This window comes from Streptomyces sp. NBC_00247, assembly GCF_036188265.1.
GTDB lineage: Bacteria > Actinomycetota > Actinomycetes > Streptomycetales > Streptomycetaceae > Streptomyces.
On sequence record NZ_CP108093.1, the window covers coordinates 4,573,907 to 4,592,773 of the forward strand.

An 18,867-nucleotide genomic window follows, 5' to 3' on the forward strand; every position below is an offset into this window, starting at 1 on the left:
CCCGGCGCCCCGGGCCGGGCCGTCAACCGGCTCAGGACGAGGCGCGCTTCAGGACACCCGATGCTCCGACCAGTGCTCCCAGGTGGACTGCATGGCCTCCCAGCCGTCCGGGAACTTCACCTCCACGCCGAGCTGTACCGGCTCCGTGGAGGGATGCGCGTCCAGCAGGTCCGCGACCCCCGCCCGGCACACCACGACGCAGGCATGGCGGTGGCGGGAGGCCAGCACGCAGAGCCGGCCCGTCTCCAGGTGGAAGGCGGTGGCGTCGGGCCGCCCGGAGAGCGGATGGAGCACCACCGTGACGTCGAACTCCCGCCCCTGGAGACGGTTCGCGGTGTCCACCGACACGCCCGTGACCCCCAGCTCGGCGAGCGCCGCGCGCACCGCCGCGGCCTGGTCGCGGTGGGCCGTACCGACCGCGATCCGGTCCGCCGTCACGGGCACCGGGTCCGCCGAGCGCTCGCTGGTCGCGGTGGCGCCCCGGTCCAGCAGCCTGCGGACCACCAGCGCCACCGCGTGTACCGCCTCCGGGTCGGTGCGCGGGGTGTGCAGGGCGGGCAGCTCCAGCAGCCCCCAGCCGGACTCCGCCGCCACGTCCAGCACCCGGTCGGGCCCCGAACCGTCCGACGCCTCGGCGAACGACAGCGTCCGGTCCCCGTGGTCCGTGCCGCTGCGGAACGGGGTGTACGGGTAGAAGGCCTCCGAGATCAGGGGCGCGGCCGAGGCCGGCAGCCGCCAGGAGACCGGCAACCGGTGCTGCGGCAGAAGCGGGTTGTGCGCCAGCAGGGTGGAGACGGCGCTCGCCGACGGGTCGTGGCTCAGCCCCGCCCACTGGTCGGCCCCCACGATCGAGAACGGGTCCAACTGCCCGGGGTCGCCCACGAACAGCGCCCGCCGGAAGAGACCGGCCACCGCGAGCAGGGCGTCCGAGCGCATCTGGTACGCCTCGTCGACGATCGCGTGCCCCCACGGCTCCACGTTCTTCACGTGCGCCCATTTCGCGGCCGTCGAGACGACCACGTCGAGCCCGGCCAGATCGGCCGCCTTCGCCGATTTCCGGACGTTCTCCAGATCGTCGAGCGCCTTGTCGTACGGGTCCGAGTCGCTGCTGTGCAGCCGCCCCACCGGCAGCTGAGGCTCCTTCTCCGCGAGCCGCAGCACCAGATCGTCGACCTGGGCGTTGGTCTGCGCGATTACCATCAACGGGCGCCCGGCGGAGGCGAGTTCCAGCGCGGCGCGGACCACGAGGGTGGACTTGCCCGCGCCTGGCGGGGAGTTCACCACGACACCCCGGGCGTCGCCGTGCAGGGTGTCGTGGAGGATCGCGGCGGTGGCCCGCGCCGCCGCCGCGCCCGGGTCGAACGCCCCGGCCGAGGCAGCCTTTTCGGCCCTGCGTACGTCGGTCACAGCACATCCTCCGGGGTCACGGCGTCGGGCCGCTCGGCGGACGCGCCCGGCGGACCGCCGTGCGTCCACGGGGTCTCCTCCGCGTCCGGCAGCACGGGACCGCCGCGCTGCTCGTGCTCGAACAGCGTCCACACCGTGCGCTCGCCGGCCGAAGGCAGCGATCCGGGGGCCGGCTCCTTGCCGCGCCCCATCCGGTCCAGGACACGCAGCACCAGCAGTACGTCCGAGCCGTCCTCCGCGGCCTCTTTGGGCTCCTGCGCGTACCCCACGAACTCCGCCGACTGCGGCTTTCCGTCCAGCGAGCGGTACACCTTCGTCCGCTCGCCCAACTGCGGGCGCTCGGTGGTGCGGACCGTGACCAGCGGGCGCGGGGAGGGGCGCTTCGACTCGGTGTACGCCATCTCCACCCCGGTCACCTCACCGACGAACGCCTCGCCGTTCAGCCGGCGGGCGGCCAGCACCAGCGGGTCGTCCAACGCCTCCTGGGCGTCCAGGCGCGCCTGTGCGGTCTCCCGGGAGGAGAGCTTCCTGGCCGCCGTCACCGCGTCGTCCCGGCGGGGCTGCGGCGGCTCGCCCGAACGCACCTTGTCCCGGTGGCCGGTGAACGACCAGCGGTCTCCCGTCCACCGCTCCTCGGCCCTCGCCCCCTCCGGCAGCTCCCGCAGCCGGTCGAGCCCCCGCCACACCGCGTCCCAGGTCGGCAGCAGCACCCCCGCCAGCAGCGAACGGATCTCCCGCTCGGCGGCGTGCAGTTCCCCGAGCCGTACGTCCGCCTCCACCCCGTCCTCGACCGCCGCGAGCGCGGTGCGGGCACGGTCGAACCGCTCGATCGCGGGCGCCAGCAGCCGGTTGTCGAAGGCGGGGTCCGTGGCCGGACCGGCGGGCGGGCAGACCAACTGCCCGCCCCGGTTCCGATCCAGCTCCGCCCGGAGCGCCGCCTCCGCCCCCGAGGAGCCGTCCGGCGGATCGATCCAGGCGAGCAGCGCCCCCAGGTGCTGGTCCTCCACACTGCTCTGCCCCGTCGCCCAATGGCGGTTCAGCAGATCCGTGGTGGCCAGCAGCATCGAGGAACCCGGCACCCGGGCCCGCTCCGCGTAGTGCGTCAGCCAGCGGCCGAGCAACGGCACCCGGGGCGGCGCCGGATACGGGGTGTCCGGATCGTCCTCGGCGGTACGCCGGAACCGCATCGACCGCCCCAGCAGCCGCACCAGGTCGATGCCCGCCCGGCTCGGCACGATCAGCTGCGCCGCGTCCACGCACAGCTCGACCTCTACCTTGACCTTCTTCCCGGTCTCCGGATCGGTCTCGCTCCGCTCGGCGGGCTCCACCACGTCCGCGTACGCCTCGATGTGCGGCAGCACCAGCTCGGCCAGCTCCGCCAGGAAGGCGAACCGCAGATCGCGGTCGCGCGGCTGCGCCACCGCCAGCAGCGTCGGCGCCTCCCGGTCCGTACCCACCAGCGCCCCCAGCGGGGCACCCGCCTCACCGGACGTGGTCAGCGGCACCAGCACGAGCGGCCGGTCGGTCAGATGCCGGTGGCGCACGGTCGCCAGGGGCTGGGCCCGCCCGCTGTCCACGGCCTCCATCCGGGCCAGGGTGCTGATCAGTGACATGGAGCCGTGCCTTCCCGAGCGGTGCCTGCCGGTGCCGTGCCTCGCGACGGCACGCCCTCCGGCGCCGTGTCCTGCGGTGCGTGCGCGTGCCGGGCCGCCGCGCCCTCCAGCGCCTCGGCGCGCAGCGCCGCCGCCCGGCGGAGCGCCGCGACGGCCGGGTCGGCCGGATCGCCCTCCTTGCCCGCCGCCGCGTCCAGCACCGCGCGGACCGTGGTCAGCCCGCCGAGCTCACCGCTCACCCCGCGCCCCAGCGTCCGTACGGCACCCCGGGCCCGGGACTTCGCCCGGCAGTGGAACGCGAGCTCGCAGGCGGCCAGACACTCGGGGGCGTACGCCGCCGGAACCGCCTCGACGGCGGCGGTCAGCTCCTCGGCCGAGCACTCCGGATCGAAACTCGCCCCTTCGGGGAGCAGGGCCGCGATCTCCTCGATGCGGGTGAGCCGGGTCAGCTGGCGCCGGGTCACCGCGCGCTGTTTGCGCACGTCCACGAGGGAGCCGGTGGGCAGGTTGGAGAAGTCCCTGGGGCAGACGAGGAGGACGTCGTGCGCCACCTCGGCACCCTCCGTGCGGGCGGCGACCGCCTCCAGGGCCAGCACGTAGACCGCCGACTGCCGGGCGGCGGCACCGACCTTCGCCGCGTCGGCCGAACCGTCGATCATCGGGAACGACTTGATCTCGATGACCGTCCACCGGCCGTCCGGACGCACCACCACCGCGTCCGGCTCCAGATACGCGGGCGAACCCGCCACCTCCAGCGCCAGCATCGGATGGTCCAGCAGCGTCCAGCCGCCGGCCCCGGTCGCCTCGCGCAGGGCCAGCGCGGTCCGGGCCGTCCGGCCCTCGGGGCCTGCCGCCGTCAGATCGGGGACCTCGGCCCCCTGCGGCGGCTCACCGCCGACGCCGAGGCTCTCGTGCAGCAGGCGCAGCAGCTCGGTGCCGCCGTCCGCCTTGACCCGCGCTTCGAAGGCGTTGCCCCGCATGAACGCGAACTGGGACTGGCCGAAACCGGAGGGGGAGCCGAGCGCCTCGGCCAGACCGGTCTTGTCGACACCGGCGCCGTCGAGCAGCGCCCGCCGTTCGCAACCGGGGTTGGCGGCGAGGGCGGCCAGTGCGCGGGCGTCCAGCGGATGCGGGGCGACCGTGGGGCCGCGCAGCTCAGCGAGCCGCTGCCGGAGCGCTGTCGCCGGAGGCCGCGCGGCCGGGGGAGCCGGAGGCTTCGGGCGCGTCGCTGGAATGTGCGGAGGGGGTCCGCCGGCCGGGGAATCGCTCACCCGCCGAAGTCTCGCATCCGCTACTGACAATCGGGGACGGTGTCGCCGGAACCGTGTCCCCCGGCCGGGAGACGAAGGCCCGCAGCCGGGCCGAGACCGTGGCGGCGGCCCGCATCACCGGGCGGGTCAGCAGCGCGCCCACGCCCATCACCGCGACGCCCGCCACGGCGTCCAGGAAGTAGTGGTTGGCGGTGCCCATGACCACGAAGACGATCGTCAGCGGATAGAGGACGCCGAGCGCGCGGAGCAGCGGATGCCGTCCGTACCGCCACAGCAGCACCCCGCACCAGAGCGCCCACCCCACGTGCAGGCTGGGCATCGCCGCGTACTGGTTGGTCATGCCGCCGAGTCCGCGCGGGGCGCTCGCCTCCGCGCCCCACCACCCGTAGGAGCTGTACTGCGCCATGGTGTCGACGAACCCGTGTCCGGCGTCGAGGAGGCGGGGCGGACAGGTCGGCATCAGCGTGAAGCCGATCAGGCCGATCAGGGTGGAGGTCAGCAGCCAGGTGCGGGCCGCGCGGTAGGCGGCGGCGCGGCGCCGGTACATCCAGAAGAGCAGCGCCGGGGTGACGAGGTAGTGCAGCGAGGCGTACGCGAAGTCGGCGGGTATCCCCACGGAGGAGTGGGCGGTCAACAGCCGGTTGAGCGGGTGTTCGAAGTTCAGGTGGAGCGACTTCTCCAGCCGGAGTATCGCGAGCCCGTGGTCGACGGCGGTCGATATGTCCCCGCGTACCAGCAGTCGGCCGACCGAGTAGAGCCCGTACACCACCGCTATCAGCGGCAGCTCCGTCCACCAGCGGGGGCGGCCGGAGGCGCGTGCGGGTGTGGCGTGCGGCATCCGGTGGCTCTCCCCTGTTCAAGCGTCCGACGGCGGGCGTTCAACCGTACGGCGGTCGTCGGTCGCGATATCCCCCGGGGGGTCCCTTTCGCACACCGCTGCCCCCGGCCCGCCGCCGACGGCGCCGACGGCGGCCGGGGTGCCGCGAAGAGAGGGACGTGCGGACGAACCGCGAGGTTGCCCGGCCCCTCGCTGTATGCCGAGTGCCCGGCAGGGCGGCCCTCACGCCCGCTCGCGACGATGCGGGATGATGGACGGGGGACTGCCGCACCGCCCGAAGGCCAAAGCGCGTCCCTCCCCGGCGTCCGGACAGCGTGGTCCGGCCGGCGCCCACCCGCAGTCCCCCAGTTCTCAGGGAGAGCCCGCTCATGGCACCGCGCATCCTGCTCGCCCGGCACGGCCAGACCCAGTGGTCGGTCCAGGGCAATCACACCGGCAGGACCGACATCCCGCTGCTCGACTCGGGGCGCGAAGGCGCCAAGCTGCTCGGCGAGCGGCTGCACCGGGCGCCCTGGTCCGGGCTGCCGGACACCGACGTCCGCACCAGCCCGCTGGTACGGGCATCCGAGACCTGCGAGCTGGCCGGTTTCGGGGACCGGGCCGAGACCTGGGACGCGCTGATGGAGTGGGACTACGGGGACTACGAGGGCCTCACCCCCGCGCAGATCAAGGCGGACCGGCCCGACTGGCTGATCTGGCGCGACGGCGTTCCCGGCGGGGAGTCCACCGCCGACATCACGGCCCGCGCGGACGGGGTCGTCGAACGGGTGCGCACCGGCGAACGCGACGTCCTCGTCTTCGCGCACGGCCACATCCTGCGGTCGCTCGCCGCGCGCTGGCTGGGCGAGGACCTGATGTTCGGCGCCCGCGTCCGGCTGGAGCCGACCTCGCTGTCCGTGCTGGGCTGGGCCTACGGGATGCCCGCCGTCGAGCGGTGGAACGACACCGGTCACCTGGAACGCTGAGCGGCCCGCCACCGGGCCGGCCGACTGCCCGCCGCCGTGTTCAGCCCTGGCGCACGGCCCGGTAGCGCTCCAGCAGGCCCGCCACCGCCGTCGTGTCACGGTCGGCGCCCAGGACGCGTACCGTCCCCGCCAGCATCCCGCTGATGCGGGTGGACCGGACCCGGTCCAGCAGGTCCAGCACCTGATGGGCCGAGCGGACCGCCTCCTCCGCCGCACCGGCCCGGGCCAGGTCGCCCGCCAGTTGGGCGCGGTAGAGCGCGAGGTTCCGGGTGAAGTGCGGGTCCTGCAGCGCGGTGGCCCGCCGGCCGTGCCGGGCCGCCCGGGGCCAGTCGCCCAGGGCCGACCAGCACTGCGCTTCCAGCAGGTGCATCTCCGCCTCGCGGAAGAAGCTCATCCACTCCGGGTCGCGCTCGGCGGGCCCCCGGTCGAAGGCGGCCCGGGCCCGCGCGATCGCCCGGTCGCATCCCGTACGGTCCCCGAGCCCGGCCCGGCCGCCCGCCTCGCGCAGGGCGAGCAGGGCCAGCAGCCGGTGCGAGCCGACCGAGCGGGCCGCCCGCTGCCCGGCCTCCGCCGCCCGGACCGCCTCCCTCGGCCGCCCCGCGTCGCGGGCCAGGAACGACGTGTTGCAGAAGGCGTGCGCCTCCAGCGCGGCGTCGCCCGCGACCCGGGCGGTGGCCAGCGCCTCCGCGTAGTACGAGCGCGCGTCGTCGAACCGCCCCGAGTCGTGGGCCAGCCAGCCCACCGACAGGGCCAGCTCGCCGGCCCCGGCGTGCAGCCGGTCGGCGGTGGTGCGGCGGGTGGGCGTACCGGAGTCGAGCAGGGCGTACGCGGCCCGCAGCGGCTGAGCGGCACGCCGGTAGAGCCCGTCGCCGCCGTGCTGGTCGTCGAGGACGCGGATCTCGCGCACGGCCTCCTCCACGGACCGCACCTCGGCTTCGCCGGCCCGTCGCTGGGCGGGCAGGACGATCGGTGTGCCGGCGGCCCGGTGGGCGCCGAGCCCGATCGACGCGGTCGCCACACTGGTGGTGCCGCTCGTCATGAACACGCGACGCAGCACGTCGCTCTCCTCGATGTCGCTGGGTACGGAGAGGGCCGGAGCCGTGTCCCCGGACAGGGGTCTCCAGGCCGCCGGTACGCGGGTGCGCGCCGAACGTCCGCGCACGCTCTCCCGGTCCGGGAAGCCCAGGTCCCCCAGGGTGGTGCCGGGGAACATGTGCAGGAAGACCCGTTCGTACGCGTAGTTCGGGCAGCGGATCTCGCCGGACTCCACGCGACCGATGTAGCGGGCGTCGCAGGCGACCTGCTCGCCGATCTCGCGGGCGGCCCTGCGGACGGCCGCCGCGAACTCTCCCGCCGAGCGCGCTCCGCGCAACTGGCGGAAGACGAGGTTGGGAACGGCCCGTGACGACACCATGGCGTGGCCCTCTCTGGTGCAGCCGGACGTATGCCTCAGGTGGCCCGGCGGAGCAAGAACGTACCTGGTGTGACGGACCCTTCACACAGCGTTTCACGACAAAGGGGGGCATCTCGGCCGTGATCCGCCATGAACTGCCACCCTTTGCGGCGGCTCGGCACCGTAGCCCTTGACGCGGTCGGCGCGTTGGTCCATGCGGAGACGGGGCGTGGCTCCGTTCGGCGACGACAGGAGGGGTTCCATGCTTCACCTCGGCACGGAGACCGGCCCACGGACCACTGCGGCCACCTCGAAGGACGCGGGGGCACGGCAGGCCGTTCCGCCGCACGCGACATCGGACCCGATCGAGGGGTGCGCCGCGCACCTGTGCGATCTCGTCACCGTCCCCGCCCGGCAGGGGCTGGAGGCCGTGGACATCCTGCGCCGGGGCGCCGACCTCGTCGCGGTGGGACCGGTACTCCACGACGGAGCCGGTGACACCGTCGGCTTCCTGGTGCCGCCCGGCACCGCCGAGGGGTGGGACGTGCCGGGCAGCGCGTGTACCAGCACCGAGGGCCGGGGGCTGCGCCTCCCCGAGGAGGCACCCGTCTCCGGAACCGGCTGGCTGCTGCCGCCCGCCGACGACGCCCCGGTCACCGACCCCGCGGCCCTCCGGGTCGCGCTCGACCAGGCGGCCCGCATGATCGAAGCGGCCGACAACTGCCGCTGAGCCCATAATGTCCAGGTGGGCGGGGTTGTCCCGGGGTCGCCCCCGGGGGTGCCCCCGCCCCCGCCGGCGCCGCGCGACGAGGACGCGGAACCGGCCGGACCGAGCGGTGAGGGCGGACGCACGTGGCACGTCGAGGAGGGGCCGCGGGGAACGCGAAGCCCGACAAGCGGGCGGACCGGGCCGAGCGGGCGGAGCGGTCCGGGCGGGCCGGGCGCGGGCGGGAGGCGCTCACCGCCGCCGTCGACGGCGGCCACGCCGAACTCGCCCCCGACAAGGAGCGCCGGAACGCCTGGACGCTCCTGCTCGACGGTGCCCCGCAGTCCCACGTGGACCTCGACGACCCCACGTACCTCTCCTTCGAGTACCAGCGCAGGATCGGCCATGTCATCGACCTCGCCGCACCCCCCGGGACCCCGCTGCACGTCCTGCACCTGGGCGGCGGCGCCTTCACCCTCGCCCGGTACACCGCCGCCACCCGCCCCCGCTCCACGCAGCAGATCGTCGAGATCGACGCGCCGCTCGTCGCCTTCGTGCGTCGGGAACTGCCGCTCGACCCGCAGGCCAGGGTCCGTGTCCGCGCCCTGGACGCCCGGGAAGGGCTCGGCAAGATACCCGACGGCTGGGCCGATCTCGTGGTCGCCGACGTGTTCGGCGGGGCCCGTACCCCCGCGCACCTGACGACCACCGAGTTCCTTGCCGAGGTGCGCCGGGCCCTCAAGCCCGGCGGGAGTTACGTCGCCAACCTCGCGGACGGCCCGCCGCTGGCCCATCTGCGCGGCCAGATCGCCACCGCCGCCGCGCACTTCCCCGAACTGGCACTCGCCGCCGACCCCACGGTGTGGCGCGGGCGCCGCTTCGGCAACGCCGTGCTCGTCGCCTCCGACCGGCCCGTCGCCGTCGCCGAACTGACCCGCCGCGTCGCCACCGACCCGCATCCCGGCCGTGTCGAACACGGCCGCGCGCTGGCCGACTTCACCGGCGGTGCGGCGGTCGTCACCGACGCGGGCGCCAAGGCGTCCCCGGCGCCGCCGCCGACGGCGTTCGACTGACTCCGGACGTCCCGGGGCCAGGATGGAGGACGGCCCCAGTGTGCGGGTCCCGCGGGTGGACCGGGGCGGCGGTGGACCGAGGCGGTGCCGCGCTTCGGGGGAGCGGCCGAGCGGTCGCGGCCCACGGCCGGGCCGGTGGACCCGCGGGCTCAGGCGAGGGCGGCGACCAGCAGGGTGAAGGCGGCGACGAGGACGGCGACGCGGACGTAGTGCCACCGCCCCCAACGGTTCAGCTGCTGCTTCCAGTCCTCGGGCCGGTTCTCGGGGGTCCACGTCTTGTTCCGGCCGTTGATCGGGAGGAGCAGCAGGATCGACATGACCACGCTGAGGAACAGCAGTGCGCCGGCGGTGACGAGGAGGCCACTGCCGTGGTGGTGCCACTCGGCGGCGGCCAGAACGCCGACGAGAACGAGCGAGCCGATGTACCAGAACGGCATCACGGCGCCGAGCATCCGGCCCCCGTGTGCGTGGCCGAGCTGACCACTGTCCTCCGGGAGCGCGTCGAGGATGCGTTTCATGACGAAGGCGACGGAGAACTCCACCCCCACCATCACGCCGACGACCACGGTGGTGACGACCTCAAGCACGTCGAGCATGGCGATCCCTCCAGGTTCTAGCGTTGCTAGATGACAGGGCGACGCTAGCGCTGCCACTGCTCCCATGTCTAGCGATGCTAGGATCGAGTCATGTCGGTACAAGAACGCAAGCGGCGCGAACGGGCGGAGCGCGAGCGCCTCATCGTGGCGACGGCTCGCGGACTCGCGGAGGAGCAGGGCTGGGACGCGGTCACCACCCGCCGACTCGCCGAGCGCATCGAATACAGCCAGCCCGTCCTCTACAGCCACTTCCGCGGCAAGCGCGAGATCATCGGCGCGGTCGCCCTCGACGGCGCCACGGAGCTGGCCGCGGCGCTGCGAGCCGCGCCGTCGAAGGCCGACGGTCCGCGCGAGCGGGTCACCGCCCTCGCCCGCTCCTACCTCGTCTTCGCGGAACGCCATCCGGCGGTCTACGACGCCATCTTCCAGCTCGACGGCGGACTCGCCTACGCGCGGGAGGACACCCCGGAGCCGCTCAAGGACGCCTTCGCCGCACTGGTGGAGAGCCTCGGCGAGGTCGCCGGGGCGGACGTCCACCCGGGGCTGTTCACCGAGGTGTTCTGGGCGTCCCTGCACGGCCTCGCCACCCTGACCCGGGCGGGTCGGCTGCTGCCGGAGGACGCGGCGCGGAGGGTGGAGCTCCTGGTGGACCGTCTCGCCGTGGTCTGAGCGGCGTCCCCGAGGGCATGCGGCCGGACCCTCGGGCGCCGGCAGCCGTGTGGACGCGGTGCCCTTGCGGGCGCCGGCGTCCACACGGCGCGGCTTCATGGTCCGGTCCCGCCCGGTCCGGACGAAAGCCCTCGGGGGTCTCTCGTCCGGACCGGGCCGGGCTCGCGTGCCCCGGCGTCGAACCTCCGCCTCACCCCGCCCGGTTCACCGCCGAGAGCACCGCCAGCACCGAGGCGGTCAGCACCGAGGTGTCCCGGCCCGCGCCCCAGACCGTCCGGCCGCCGACCCGGCACTCCGCGTACGCCATCGCATGGCTGTCCCGGCCGGCGGCCGTCGCGTGCTGCGTGAAGTCGAGGATCTCCACCTCGTGACCGGCGCCCGCCAGCGCGCGGACGAACGCGGAGAGCGGGCCGTTGCCGGTGCCCTCGTAGTCGCCCGTCGCGTGCCCGCCGCCGTCCCCGGTGCGCAGGGTGCACGCGAACCGGTGCTCCCCGTCGGTGGTGACGTCGGCGGTCCACGCCTCCAGCGCCACCGGCCCGTCCTGGCCCGGCGTCAGGTACGTCGCCGCGAACAGCTCCCACAGGTCCTTGCCCGTCGCCTCCAGGCCGCTGTCGTCGGTCGCCCGCTGCACCGTGCGGGAGAAGTCGGCCCGCATCCGGGCGGGCAGGTCCACGCCGTGGGAGCTGTGCAGCAGATGGGCGATCCCACCCTTGCCGGACTGGCTGTTGACCCGGATGACGGCCTTGTAGCCGCGCCCCACGTCCGCCGGGTCGATCGGCAGGTACGGCACGTCCCAGGCCGGCGAGCCGGTGCGCCCGTGGTGCGCGAACCCCTTGCTGATGGCGTCCTGGTGGGTGCCGGAGAACGCGGTGTACACGAGGTCCCCGGCGTACGGGTGGCGCGGCGGCACCGCGAGGCGGTTGCAGTGCTCGACCGTGCGGCGGATCTCGTCGATGTCCGAGAAGTCCACCATCGGGTCGACCCCCTGGGCGTGCAGGTTCAGTGCCAGGTTCACCAGATCGACGTTGCCGGTGCGCTCGCCGTTGCCGAAGAGACAGCCCTCCACCCGCTGCGCGCCCGCCAGTACGGCGAGTTCGGCGCAGGCCACCCCGGTACCCCGGTCGTGGTGCGGGTGGACGGAGAGGATCACCGAGTCCCGGCGGTCCAGGGCCCGGTGCATGTACTCGATCTGGTCGGCGTAGACGTTCGGCGTCGCGATCTCCACCGTGGCGGGCAGGTTGTGGATCACCGGCCGGTCCGGGGACGCGTCCCACAGGGCCGTCAGCCCGTTGCAGACCTCCAGGACGAAGTCCGGTTCGGTGAGTACGAAGACCTCGGGCGAGAACTCGAACCGGATGTCCGTAGCGGGGTGTTCGCCCGCCAGCCGGTCCATCAGCTCGGCGGCCTCCCGCACGGTCGCCCACACCTGGGCGCGGTCCCGGCCGAGGACGACGTCGCGCCAGACCGGGGCGGTCGGGATGTAGAGGTGGACCACCGCGCGGTCCATCCCGGCCACCGACTCGAAGGTCCGCGCGATCAGGTCCGGCTTGGCCGGGGTGAAGACGACGGGGGTCACGTCTCCCGGGATCGCGTCGCTCTCCACCAGGTGGCGGACGAAGTCGAAGTCCGTCCGGCTCGCGGACGGGTAGCCGATCTCGATCTCCTTGAACCCCATGGTGACCAGCAGGTCGAACATCCGGCGCTTGCGCGGGGTGTCCATCGGCTCGGCCAGCGCCTGGTTGCCGTCGCGCAGGTCGACGGGCACCCACAGGGGCGCCTTCTCGATCCGCGCGTCGGGCCAGCCGCGTTCCAGGGAGGGGATGTGCACCCGGTCGAAGGCGGACCGGTAGCGGTGCGAGGGCATGTCGCTGGCGCGCTGCGGGTTCCAGGCCGGGGAGCCGGCGGGCACCGGGCCGCGCGGCGTACGGAGGGTGGGGAAGCTGTGCATCGTGGGCATCGGGACGGGAGTTCCTTCACGGGTGGCCGGATGCGACCGGCACAGCACGGCACCCCGCGGCGGGGTGCCGGTCGCTTCAGGCCCCGCCGCGGCAACCGAGAAGAAGGAGACCGCTGAGCGTCATGGCGGTACAGTAGGCACAGTTCAAGTCTTCAGACAACCCGACAGGTGAAACGCGTGTCCTCCCTCGGCCCCCTCCGCCCCAGCCCCCTCGTCGACCAGGCCACCGCCCATCTGCGCGAACGGATCACCGGGGGCGAGTGGCCGGTCGGCACGAAGATCCCGGGGGAGACCACCCTCGCCAAGGCCCTCGGCGTCGGCCGCTCCACCGTCCGCGAGGCCGTCCGCACCCTCGCCGCCACCGGCATGCTCCAGTCCCGCCAGGGAGCCGGCATCTTCGTCGTCGCCGACCGACCGCACGAGGACTGGCCGGCGCGGCTGCGCCGGGCCGCGGTCACCGACATCTACGAGGTCCGCATGCTCATCGAGGTGCAGGCCGCCCGGCTCGCCGCCGAGCGCCGCACCGAGGACGACGTCGTCGCCCTGGACGCGGCCATGGCCGCCCGCCGGGCCGCGAGCGGCTGGGGCGACGCGGAGTTCGTCGACGCCGACATCGCACTCCACCGCGCGGTGGTGGCCGCCGCCCACAATCCCGTACTCACCGACCTCTTCGGCGAGTTCGCCCCCGCGCTGCGGCAGGGGCTCATCGACCTGGTCGACCTGCTCGACGTGCGCGCCGAGCACCCGGGCCACGGCGAGGACACCCACGCCGCGCTCGTGCGGGCCGTCGTCGAGGGGGACGGGGAGGCGGCCGAACGCCTGACCAGGACCGACCTGGAGGCCACCCTCGCCCTCCTGCGCGGTGCGTGAGCGGAGCCCTCAGCCTTCCGTGCTCTCCTGCCACTCCTGCGCGTACTCGTCGAAGATCACGCGCAGGTGGTGGCCGATCCGGAGGTAGTCCAGGTCGTCGAGGTTGGCGAGGGAGACGCGTACCGACCACTCGGGTCCGTCGAAACCGCCGCCGTTGAGCAGCACCACGCCGGTCTGCTCGGCGAGGCGGAACAGCGGGTCCACCGGCTCGTAGTTCTGCTTCAGGAAGTCGGCGAACGCCTTGCCGCGCACCCGCTCGGCCTCCGCGAGCAGGTCCAGCTCGATGTAGTAGGCCGCACGCTTCGGGTCCTCCGAGACCTTCATGTGCACTCCCTCCAAAAGGAGTTCGAGCCGCTGGCGGACGATGGCGCGGATCCGGTGCTTGTACGCCTGGCCCTGGTCCAGCATGTCGAAGAGGGAGAACAGCACCATCATCACCTGCTGGGGCAGCGAGAGCCCGGCGGTGTGGTTCAGCGCCACCTGGCGGGAGTCGGCCACCAGCCGGTCGATGAAACGGATCTTCTCCGGTTCGAGCGAGAGCGTCCCGTACCGCCGGTCGAGCCGCTCCTTCCACTCCGGGGAGTGCGCCGCGAGCATCTCGTCGATCACGTTGTCGTCGTGCAGCCCGATCACCCCGAGCCGCCAGCCCGTCGCGCCGTAGTGCTTGGAGTACGAGTACACCAGCAGGGTGTTGCGCGGGAGGTCGGCGGCGAGCGAGCGGAAGCCCTCCACGAACGTCCCGTAGACGTCGTCGGTCACCACGATCAGACCCGGGTTCGCGTCCGCCACGATTCCCGCGATCTGGTCGGCGACCCGCTGGGAGAGCGCCAGCGAGGGCGGGTTGCTCGGGTTGACGCAGCACACCAGCTTCACCGAGGGGTCGGCCAGCTTGGCGACCTCCTCCTCCGGGTACCGCCACTGCCGCACGCCCGTCTCCGTGAAGAGGCTCGCCTCCACCCGCACCACGTCGAAGTCGTACGTGTCGAGCTCGGGGATCTCCAGATACGGCGTGAACACCGGCACCATGAGGGCGATCCGGTCACCCTTCGCCAGGATGCCGTTCTTCATCAGCGAGTCGAAGACGTAGCACATCGCGGCCGTGCCGCCCTCGGTGGCGAACAGGCTCAGGGTCTGGTTCTCGGGCGGCCGGTGGTCGAACATCTCGTCGGCCACGTACGCCCGCACGATCCTCTCCGTATGGTGCAGGATGCGGTCCGGGACCGGGTAGTTGTCGCCGATCGACGCGTCCGCCATCTCGTGGACGAAGGCGTCGGGGTCGAAGCCGAAACGCTTCACGGCGAGCTCGAACGACGCCTGCAGCAGCTCCATCCCCGGCAGGTCCGGGTGGGCCCGCGCGAAGGAGGCGAAGCGCTCGGCGCAGCCCTTCTGCTCGGGCATCCCGCCGAGGTTGTCCGCCGTCCACACGCGCTTGCACTCCGAGAGCGCGAAGTAGCCGAGTGCGTGGTACGCCTCGCGCGGCCCGGTCGCCACCCAGTTCGGGTTCCCCCGGCCCGCGTTGAGCATCACGCGCATCGCCTGCCCCTTCTGGCCGGGCTGGTCGCTCTGCGAGGTCTGGGCGATCCTGATGAACATGTCCTTGAGCTCGAACGGGCTGAGCCGTGCGTACGACCGGATCTCTTCCCGGCTGAGGCTGGTCCTGGGCATGGCGGTGTCCCTTTCCGGGTGGCTGGAGTCTGAGGGCTGGGGTTTCAGTGGTTGAGGAGGACGATCACGGCGCCCCACACGGTCAGCAGGACGTTCCCGACGGCGTACGGAATCGTGTAACCGAGGGTGGGGATCTGGGACTTCGACGTTTCGTTGATCGCACCGATCGCCGCCGTGGTGGTCTGGCCGCCGGCCAGCACGCCCATCAGGATCGGGAACTTGATGCGCTGGACGTAGTGCCCGAACAGGAAACCCACCAGCAGCGGGACCACGGTCGCCACCGCGCCGAGCAGCAGCAGGCCCCAGCCGGCCTCCGAGAGACCGCTCGTGAAACTCGGCCCGGCGTTGATGCCCACGACGGCCACGAACACGCACAGACCCAGGGTGTCCATGAACCACTGGGCGCCGGGCGGCACGTTCCCGTACGTCGGGTACTTGGCGCGGATCCAGCCGAAGACCAGCCCCATGATGAGCCCGCCCCCCGAGGTCGACAACGAGATCGGGACGCCGCCCGCCGTGAGGGCGGGGATGCCCAGGCAGCCGCCGAGGAAGATGCCGAGGCCGACCCAGACCATGTCCGTGGCGAAGCTGGTCGGCACGGGCTTGCCGATCGCCCGCCCGGCAGGCCCGACGAGCCGTTCCGGACCGGTCAGGACGAGGGTGTCGCCCCGCTCCACCTGGGTGGTCAGCCGGTAGGGGAACTCCGAGCCCGCCCGGTAGAGACGGTCGACGTACACCCCCACCATGAAGGGCTCCCGGCGCAGTTCCTCGATCGTGCGGCCGAGCTGGGCCTTCTCCGAGGCGACGACGTGCAGCGACTCGGTGCGGTAGCCGAGCAGTTCCACGTCGTCGGCCTCCGCGCCGATGTGGGTACGGGCGTCGAACTCCACCAGGTCGTGGCGGAGCGCGCTGACGGCGACGGTGTCTCCGGTCTCCAGGACCCGCGCCTGCGACTGCTCCAGCACCGTGCCGTCCCGCCGGACCGCGGTGATGTAGATCCGGCGGCCGAACCCCTGCTGCTGCCGTTCGACGTCCTCGACGGTCCGGCCGACGAGGTCGGGACGTTCCACCCGGTAGGCGCGCAGCACCACCTCGTAGTAGCCCTCGCCCTCGTCGGGGCTCTCGTCGGGAGCGTCGAGCTCCGCGGCCAGATCGGCGCTCTCCTTCGCCAGATCGCGGCGGTAGAGCCGGGGCAGGACGTTGGCGAGCAGCATCGCGCAGAGGATCGTGCCGAGCGGGTACGTCACCGCGTACCCGACGGCGACCAGGTTCTCCTCCGACTTCACCTGGGCGGACGAGAGCCCCGGCAACGAGCCGATCGCGTCCTGCGCGACCCCGATGGCCGCCGACTGGGTGAGGGCGCCGCTCATCAGTCCGGCGCCGAGCCCGGGGCCGTACCCGAGCATGTTCGCGAAGAGCCAGGAGATCAGCAGTCCGGACACGCAGACGACGACGGCGTTGAGCACCTGGGGCAGCCCGTCCTTGCGCAGGCCGCGGAAGAACTGCGGGCCGACGCGGTAGCCGAGGGCGAACAGGAACATGATGAAGAACAGGTTCTTCAGCGTGTCGTCGATCTGGATCTTGAACTGCGCGCCGAGCACCAGCCCGGCCACCAGACAGCCGGTGACCACGCCCAGCGCGATGGTGCGGTAGCGCACCTTTCCCAGCAGGAACCCCAGCGCGACCACCAGGAAGACCAGGAGTTCGGGATGGGGCTCGAAGACGTTCCGGTTCAGGAAGTCGATCATTCAGGCCCCCAGGACGCCGACGAGGATCGGTCCGGTCAGTGGCAGCAGGAAGTTGGAGAGCGTGTACGTGATCGTGTAGCCGAGCAGAGGCACCGAGCTCTGCGCCACCTGGGTGACGGCGGTGATCGCGGGCGTCGAGCACTGCTGTCCGGCGATGGCGCCGATCAGCAGCGGCTTCTCGATCTTCAGCAGCTTGCGCCCGACGATCAGGGAGAGCGTCGCGGGCACCAGCACCATGGCGATCCCGGCGAACGGCAGCAGGGCGCCGTACTCCTTCAGCAGCGGCCACGCCTGAGGTCCCGCGGCCAGGCCGGTGCAGGCGATGAAGACGGCGAGGCCCATGTCCTTCAGGGTCGTCGCGGCCTGCGGGGGGAACGCGCCGAAGGTCTGCTTGCGTGAACGGAACCATCCGAAGAGCAGCCCCGAGATCAGACAGCCGCCGCCCGTGCCGAGCGACAGGGGGATGTCCCCGGCGTAGACGACGACCTGGCCGAGCAGGGAGCCGGCCACGATGCCGAGTCCGAGGTAGATGAAGTCGGTGGAGTCGTTCTTGACCACCGCTCCGATCTTCGCGACCACCTTCTTCAGGCCGTTCCGCGCGCCCACCAGGGTGAGGACGTCACCCCGGTAGAGCGTGGTCTCCCCGGTGGCAGGGAGGTGCTGGTCGTTGCGGACCACATCGGTGATGTAGACCCCGTCCTCTCGGAACTCGGGGTGCGTACGCTCCAGGGCGTCGATGGAGCTGCCGTGCGTCGACTTCTCCGTCACGGCGACCTGGCTGGTGGCGAGCGGGGTGTCCAGCCCGGGGACGGAGGGCGTCTCGGGGCCGATCTCGCGGCCCGCCTCGATGATCGCCGCCCGCCGCCCCACGACCTGGACCAGGTCGCTGAGGGTGAGTTCGAGCCCGGGGGAGGGGGTGAGGAGCTTGCTGCCCCGCTTGATGCCCTCGACCGTGACCCGGCCGCCGAGCGCCTGCTCCAGCTCGCCCACGGTGCGCCCGTCGGCGAGCGTCACCAGGTACGTGCGGCCGACCGTGCCGGGCAGTGCCTCCCGCTCGTCGGACTCCAGCCCGGCGGAGCCGCCGCGCATCCGCTCCCAGAGTTCGCGGGAGGCGTCCGCCAGGTTGATGCGCATCAGCATCGGCATGATCTGGCTGGTCAGCAGCACGATGGTGATCAGGCCGAAGAGGTAGCAGACCGTGTAGGCGGTGGCGACGTGCCCTTGGTACCGACTGATCTGGTCGGCGGTCAGGTCGCCGAGTTTGCCGATGGCCTCGGTGGCCGTACCGACGACCGCGGACTCGGTGGCGGCCCCGGCGAGGATGCCGGCCGCCGTGCCGACGTCCAGGTCGAAGCCCTTGGCCAGCCCGTACGCGATGCCGAGCACACAGACCAGCTCGATGAGGCAGAGGGCGAAGTAGCGCAGACTGCGGCGGTTCAGGTTGGCGAAGAACTGCGGTCCCGCCATGTAACCGAGGGAGAAGATGAAGAGGGCGAAGAAGACCGTCTTGACGTCCTCGTCGACGCTGACGTGCTGGGTGCCCAGGAGCAACGAGACGATCAGCGTGCCGCAGATCCCGCCGAGGGTGATCGGACCCACGCGGGCCTTGCCGACCAGGTAACCGACGGCGAGACAGAGGAACAGGGCGAGTTCGGGGTGGTCTCGGATGACCCCCATGACGCGTCAGACCTCGCAGGGGACGAAAGTGATGATGATTGACATAAAGGGGAAATTAGCAAGGGTGCGGAGGGAGGGCATGTCGGCCCGCCGTGGGTGAGCGGGTACCGCGGGGCGCCGGGCGGGAGTACTTCCGGCCATGGGTCGGCCCCGGAGCGGGAGGGCTTCCGAGGACGTACCGGCGGCCCGGCCGGAGGGGGCCCGGTGGGATTCCGGTTGTCCCCCGGTCTCCGGGGTGGTTCCCGCAGGGGCGTCCGTGCCCTCGGTGGCCTTCGAGGAAAGAACACGATCGGGCCACAGTCGGCGGCCGAGATTGTTTCCGGCGGGGTCCCTGTTCACTTTTCGGCGGCCTACTTTCGCGTGGGCCGGGTAAAGAACCGGCCACGCGCCACGGTCCGACGAGGGATGGCGGGTTTCGG

At 72.7% G+C, this 18,867-nt stretch carries 15 protein-coding genes; 5 read left to right on the plus strand and 10 right to left on the minus strand.

Annotated features, from left to right (window positions below):
* Positions 1 to 48: 48 nt before the first annotated feature.
* Genes OHT52_RS19800 through OHT52_RS19815 form a run of 4 tightly spaced genes read right to left on the minus strand, consistent with a single transcriptional unit; the run spans position 49 to position 5,129 of the window.
* A complete protein-coding gene (locus OHT52_RS19800; RefSeq protein ID WP_328721512.1) occupies positions 49 to 1,407 on the minus strand; it encodes an AAA domain-containing protein in 1,359 nt (452 codons plus the stop codon).
* A complete protein-coding gene (locus OHT52_RS19805) occupies positions 1,404 to 3,020 on the minus strand; it encodes a hypothetical protein (RefSeq protein ID WP_328721513.1) in 1,617 nt (538 codons plus the stop codon). The genes OHT52_RS19800 and OHT52_RS19805 overlap by 4 nt, the downstream gene beginning before the upstream one ends.
* The gene (locus OHT52_RS19810; protein ID WP_328721514.1) at positions 3,011 to 4,291 is read right to left on the minus strand and encodes a hypothetical protein; all 1,281 of its coding nucleotides are present in this window, start codon (positions 4,289 to 4,291) and stop codon (positions 3,011 to 3,013) included. Before OHT52_RS19810 ends, OHT52_RS19805 begins: the two co-directional genes overlap by 10 nt.
* A complete protein-coding gene (locus OHT52_RS19815) occupies positions 4,176 to 5,129 on the minus strand; it encodes a phosphatase PAP2 family protein (protein WP_328721515.1) in 954 nt (317 codons plus the stop codon). The genes OHT52_RS19810 and OHT52_RS19815 overlap by 116 nt, the downstream gene beginning before the upstream one ends.
* 368 nt (positions 5,130 to 5,497) lie before the next feature.
* On the opposite strand from OHT52_RS19815, the gene OHT52_RS19820 reads away from it, so the two are divergent.
* Entirely contained in the window at positions 5,498 to 6,094 is a 597-nt protein-coding gene (locus OHT52_RS19820; protein WP_328721516.1) for a histidine phosphatase family protein, read from the plus strand.
* A 40-nt stretch (positions 6,095 to 6,134) separates the two neighbouring features.
* Here the strand turns inward: OHT52_RS19820 and OHT52_RS19825 are convergent, their stop codons facing one another.
* A complete protein-coding gene (locus OHT52_RS19825) occupies positions 6,135 to 7,508 on the minus strand; it encodes a tetratricopeptide repeat protein (RefSeq protein ID WP_328721517.1) in 1,374 nt (457 codons plus the stop codon).
* A gap of 241 nt (positions 7,509 to 7,749) precedes the next feature.
* Here OHT52_RS19825 and OHT52_RS19830 point away from each other — a divergent pair, with 241 nt between their 5' ends.
* Positions 7,750 to 8,217 (plus strand): hypothetical protein, encoded by a 468-nt coding sequence (locus OHT52_RS19830; protein WP_328721518.1) that lies wholly within the window; start codon positions 7,750 to 7,752, stop codon positions 8,215 to 8,217.
* 122 nt (positions 8,218 to 8,339) lie between these two features.
* The gene (locus OHT52_RS19835; protein WP_328721519.1) at positions 8,340 to 9,266 is read left to right on the plus strand and encodes a spermidine synthase; all 927 of its coding nucleotides are present in this window, start codon (positions 8,340 to 8,342) and stop codon (positions 9,264 to 9,266) included.
* A gap of 149 nt (positions 9,267 to 9,415) precedes the next feature.
* Here OHT52_RS19835 and OHT52_RS19840 read toward each other — a convergent pair whose 3' ends face one another.
* Entirely contained in the window at positions 9,416 to 9,862 is a 447-nt protein-coding gene (locus tag OHT52_RS19840; protein ID WP_328721520.1) for a DUF1772 domain-containing protein, read from the minus strand.
* A gap of 90 nt (positions 9,863 to 9,952) precedes the next feature.
* On the opposite strand from OHT52_RS19840, the gene OHT52_RS19845 reads away from it, so the two are divergent.
* A complete protein-coding gene (locus OHT52_RS19845; RefSeq protein WP_328721521.1) occupies positions 9,953 to 10,531 on the plus strand; it encodes a TetR/AcrR family transcriptional regulator in 579 nt (192 codons plus the stop codon).
* 190 nt (positions 10,532 to 10,721) lie between these two features.
* Here the strand turns inward: OHT52_RS19845 and OHT52_RS19850 are convergent, their stop codons facing one another.
* Positions 10,722 to 12,479, minus strand: a complete 1,758-nt coding sequence (locus OHT52_RS19850) for a 2-isopropylmalate synthase (protein ID WP_328723820.1) — start codon at positions 12,477 to 12,479, stop codon at positions 10,722 to 10,724.
* Positions 12,480 to 12,665: 186 nt separating this feature from the next.
* Here OHT52_RS19850 and OHT52_RS19855 point away from each other — a divergent pair, with 186 nt between their 5' ends.
* On the plus strand, positions 12,666 to 13,358 hold the full coding sequence (locus OHT52_RS19855) for a FadR/GntR family transcriptional regulator (protein WP_328721522.1): 693 nt from the start codon (positions 12,666 to 12,668) through the stop codon (positions 13,356 to 13,358).
* 9 nt (positions 13,359 to 13,367) lie between these two features.
* Here OHT52_RS19855 and OHT52_RS19860 read toward each other — a convergent pair whose 3' ends face one another.
* The 3 genes from OHT52_RS19860 to aspT (OHT52_RS19870) are packed head-to-tail and all read right to left on the minus strand — an operon-like array spanning position 13,368 to position 18,448.
* On the minus strand, positions 13,368 to 15,023 hold the full coding sequence (locus tag OHT52_RS19860; RefSeq protein WP_328721523.1) for a bifunctional aspartate transaminase/aspartate 4-decarboxylase: 1,656 nt from the start codon (positions 15,021 to 15,023) through the stop codon (positions 13,368 to 13,370).
* A 44-nt stretch (positions 15,024 to 15,067) separates the two neighbouring features.
* On the minus strand, positions 15,068 to 16,771 hold the full coding sequence (gene aspT, locus OHT52_RS19865; protein ID WP_328721524.1) for an aspartate-alanine antiporter: 1,704 nt from the start codon (positions 16,769 to 16,771) through the stop codon (positions 15,068 to 15,070).
* Positions 16,772 to 18,448, minus strand: a complete 1,677-nt coding sequence (aspT, locus tag OHT52_RS19870; protein ID WP_328721525.1) for an aspartate-alanine antiporter — start codon at positions 18,446 to 18,448, stop codon at positions 16,772 to 16,774.
* Between the last annotated feature and the right edge of the window lie 419 nt (positions 18,449 to 18,867).